The sequence below is a fragment of the Nanoarchaeota archaeon genome, assembly GCA_018897155.1.
Taxonomy (GTDB): Archaea; EX4484-52; EX4484-52; order EX4484-52; family LFW-46; genus LFW-46.
In genome coordinates this window covers 1-2,974 of sequence record JAHILE010000008.1, presented here as the reverse complement: position 1 = coordinate 2,974, position 2,974 = coordinate 1, and the positions used below count along the sequence as shown (strand labels likewise).

Sequence of the window (2,974 nt, the reverse complement as noted above, 5' to 3'; positions counted from 1 at the left end):
TCCATTTACGATTTTTATTCGCACATAAGACATCCAAACACCTACTATAATTTAGGCACAACATAAATATATACTTTTCGGTGTGAATTGAACAAATATATTGAGATAGATTAAAGTTACTCAAATCAATTAGAAAGTGTATTTAAAGGATAATGCCAACCGTTTAAGACTTTCGAGAATGATGGTTTGTCGTGCCTTAGTTAAACCACGTGCAATACCATTATTATGATACTCTAAGATGAGCGCTTTATTCTTTTGGCTTATCTCTATGTGTTTTTCTATGCTCTCTTTCAAGTTGCATATGATTCCGTCATAACCATATATCGCTTCTTTAATCTCCATATTAGTTTGATTCATGTACCCGCCCTTTTATACCATATGGTAGGATACTAAACCAAAACTGCTACGCCAGAAGCAGGATTTGAACCTGCGAGTCCTTTCAGACACCGGTTAACTTGTAAACATTTAATCTGGTGACGTGCGCTTTAGCGCACGTCATGAAAATCCGTTCGCTGTTGCTCTCGGCTTTTTAACCTTCGGTTAAAAATCCTTCGGATTTTCAAGCTTTTCAAGTTCTTACGAACTTGAAAATCGGCGGTTTCTTTCGCCTCTATCTTCAACACTTTGTGTTGGAGATGCGAAAAATCTTTGATTTTTCAGCACCCAGATTTGTCTATTCTTTCTTTCCAAAGAAAGAAAAGAAACTGCTTCAAGACCGGCGCACTACCGAGCTATGCGATTCTGGCGCAATGACTCATTAGAATAAGTCTTTTGATTTATTAAAGCTTTATGCAACTGCTCTTTCGCTGTAACATAGTTTTATTTACTAATTTCAATGGTTGTAATCGCAGGAGTAATTCCAAAATGCTTATAAGCCTTTTCTTTTGAAACCTTTCCGGTAAACTTACATCCGCTTTTATCCAATGCAATATACTCTATTTTGGCTCCTTTTCCTACGCCTAAACATCGTTGGATATTAATAACGTCATTTTCGGGAATATGTAATTCATTTATAATTTCATTGCGTGGAACAATTCGTTTATAATTTGAATGATACTAATCGATCATTAGTTGAAGAGACTCTTTATTAATATAATTATTCGATAAGCGCGGCATACTATCACTCCTTTATCCTCTGTTCTAATTTAACTTCCTTCGTTTTGCAGGAATCACACATCATAATAACTGCGAATCACCATGATTTCGCAAACGTCTCGGCAACCAGAATCGGAAACAAAATCGTCGCATCGCCGAATACCTTGATGCTGCTTGAATCCGATATCAGTTTTCCCCAGGAGACAGCCTCATCCGGCATTGCACCTGCGTCGCTGCCGTCGAATTCCTGCGCGTTATTGATATAAACCGCATAATCCGCGCCGTTCCTGAATATATTTGCCTGAAGTATGGAGTGCTTTATGATTCCTGCGCCAAGTATTATGACCCCTATTTTCCCAGGTCCAGCTGTTGTGTCATTTAAGAGTTTCGTGTCTTCTGCGATGTCAAGGACAAACTTCGGGCGCCTTGATTTGAAGATATAGATGTTCGCCCCTATCGCTCCATCTGTCAATGCCGGGCAGAATATCCTTATCTTGTTTTTCCACGCCCAGAAGCATATGCTTCGCTCGTCATTGATTTTCTCACCCAGTTTCCATATAATTTCTGATGCGCTCGCAAGCTTGCCGGTCTTTTCCTGCTCCTGCCACAGCTCTTCAAGAATCGGCTGGACAAACGCCTCAAGCTCCACATAGCGCTCATTCGGCACAAAAATATTGCCGATTCTGTTGATTCCCTTTTTATGTAATGCGCTTCCAGAAGCCCGAAAATCGCCCAGGATAAAATCGCCGAAGCATTTCATGATGTCTTCTTCTATGCCTCCGGCAGTTGTGACGACAACATCGACCTTTTTGTGCTGAATTAAATAGCGAAAAATATCCCGCAGCCCTGAGCTTGCCATATTGGACGTGTATCCCAGAAATATTGTTGCTTTCTCATCAATCATCTTGTTTACAAGCTTTATTGCCTCTGAAAAATGAGATGCCTGGTATCCGGTAGTTGAGAAGCTTTTGATAATATCTGCATAATCAACGCCTTTGTTGAAATCATATCCGCAAATCGGGCTTCCTTTGACTGATTCGCTTTTCACGAGCTTTTTTGTGCTTGCCCGGTCTTCAATATCGATTGTTTTTGCCATTTTATGACCTTTACTAGAATGGGCTGTGTGGTTTTTTAAGCTTTACAATTAGACGGCTTAAAAGAAAGAATACTAAAGATTTATCAGCAGATAATCTTACATCTTTATCTCGTGCTTGAACTTTGCTTTCTCGGCCTTTTCAAGCGGCCATGCGTCCTCAATAAGCATATCGGGAATATCTCCGTCAAGCACAGGATATGCCAATTTACATTTCGCGCAAGTTATAAACATCCTTTCTTCCTCAATATCGCCCTTGCATTTCGGGCAGGCCATGATTTCAAGAAGATCTTTTGGTGTTGGCATTTTTTATCATTCTCCGTATTCATTGGATAAAAAAGCCGAAAGCGATGCGGTTCATGGTTCATAAGGCATCGCGAACGGATTTTTAACAATCATTTTATGCATTGGGTTAAAAGATTACCTCACACATTTTTTCTTCATCGCCATTACATAGATTCCTTTTATAATGAATAATGCGCCCACCAGTATTAAAACATCTGAGGAGCTATAGCCGTATTTAAAAGCTGCGCCGATTGTGAATAATACCATGCCCATGAACAGGTGCTTTCCGCCGTGGCTGTAGCAGCCGCATTTATTATTTTCTTTTAATTTTGCGTTTTTCATAACCTTATTATAGCCATTTATTAATATATACCTTTAGCTATTCAGATCCTTCTGGCGGTAAAATGACGAGGCATTTATAATTGCATACAGCGGCGTTATTTGTTGATTTCAAACTATTGAAGAACACGCGCCGCCCGTCATCCAGAGCAGTTTCTAATT

Annotated in this window: 4 protein-coding genes and 1 tRNA gene; all 5 read right to left on the bottom strand. The window is 39.6% G+C overall.

Translation table 11 applies throughout. The features are described from left to right. Positions 1-129 precede the first annotated feature (129 nt). The 5 genes from KKB09_00665 to KKB09_00645 all read right to left on the bottom strand — a co-directional run bounded on the left by KKB09_00665 (position 130) and on the right by KKB09_00645 (position 2,815). Positions 130-357, bottom strand: coding sequence for a hypothetical protein (locus tag KKB09_00665; protein MBU4299708.1), 228 nt, complete (start codon positions 355-357; stop codon positions 130-132). A gap of 49 nt (positions 358-406) precedes the next feature. Beyond that, positions 407-746 (bottom strand) — tRNA-Ser (locus KKB09_00660). 446 nt (positions 747-1,192) lie between these two features. Beyond that, complete coding sequence (locus tag KKB09_00655; GenBank protein MBU4299707.1) at positions 1,193-2,191, bottom strand: deoxyhypusine synthase; 999 nt, start codon at positions 2,189-2,191, stop codon at positions 1,193-1,195. Positions 2,192-2,287: 96 nt separating this feature from the next. Then, entirely contained in the window at positions 2,288-2,494 is a 207-nt protein-coding gene (locus tag KKB09_00650; protein ID MBU4299706.1) for a Trm112 family protein, read from the bottom strand. Positions 2,495-2,608: 114 nt separating this feature from the next. Beyond that, positions 2,609-2,815: a hypothetical protein gene (locus KKB09_00645; protein ID MBU4299705.1), complete on the bottom strand. Its 207-nt coding sequence runs from the start codon at positions 2,813-2,815 to the stop codon at positions 2,609-2,611. Positions 2,816-2,974: the final 159 nt, after the last annotated feature.

Coding starts and splice junctions, on each gene's coding strand:
- KKB09_00665 (MBU4299708.1), bottom strand. CDS start 357: ATGAATCAAACTAATATGGAGATTAAAGAAGCGATATATGGTTATGAC.
- KKB09_00655 (MBU4299707.1), bottom strand. CDS start 2,191: ATGGCAAAAACAATCGATATTGAAGACCGGGCAAGCACAAAAAAGCTC.
- KKB09_00650 (MBU4299706.1), bottom strand. CDS start 2,494: ATGCCAACACCAAAAGATCTTCTTGAAATCATGGCCTGCCCGAAATGC.
- KKB09_00645 (MBU4299705.1), bottom strand. CDS start 2,815: ATGAAAAACGCAAAATTAAAAGAAAATAATAAATGCGGCTGCTACAGC.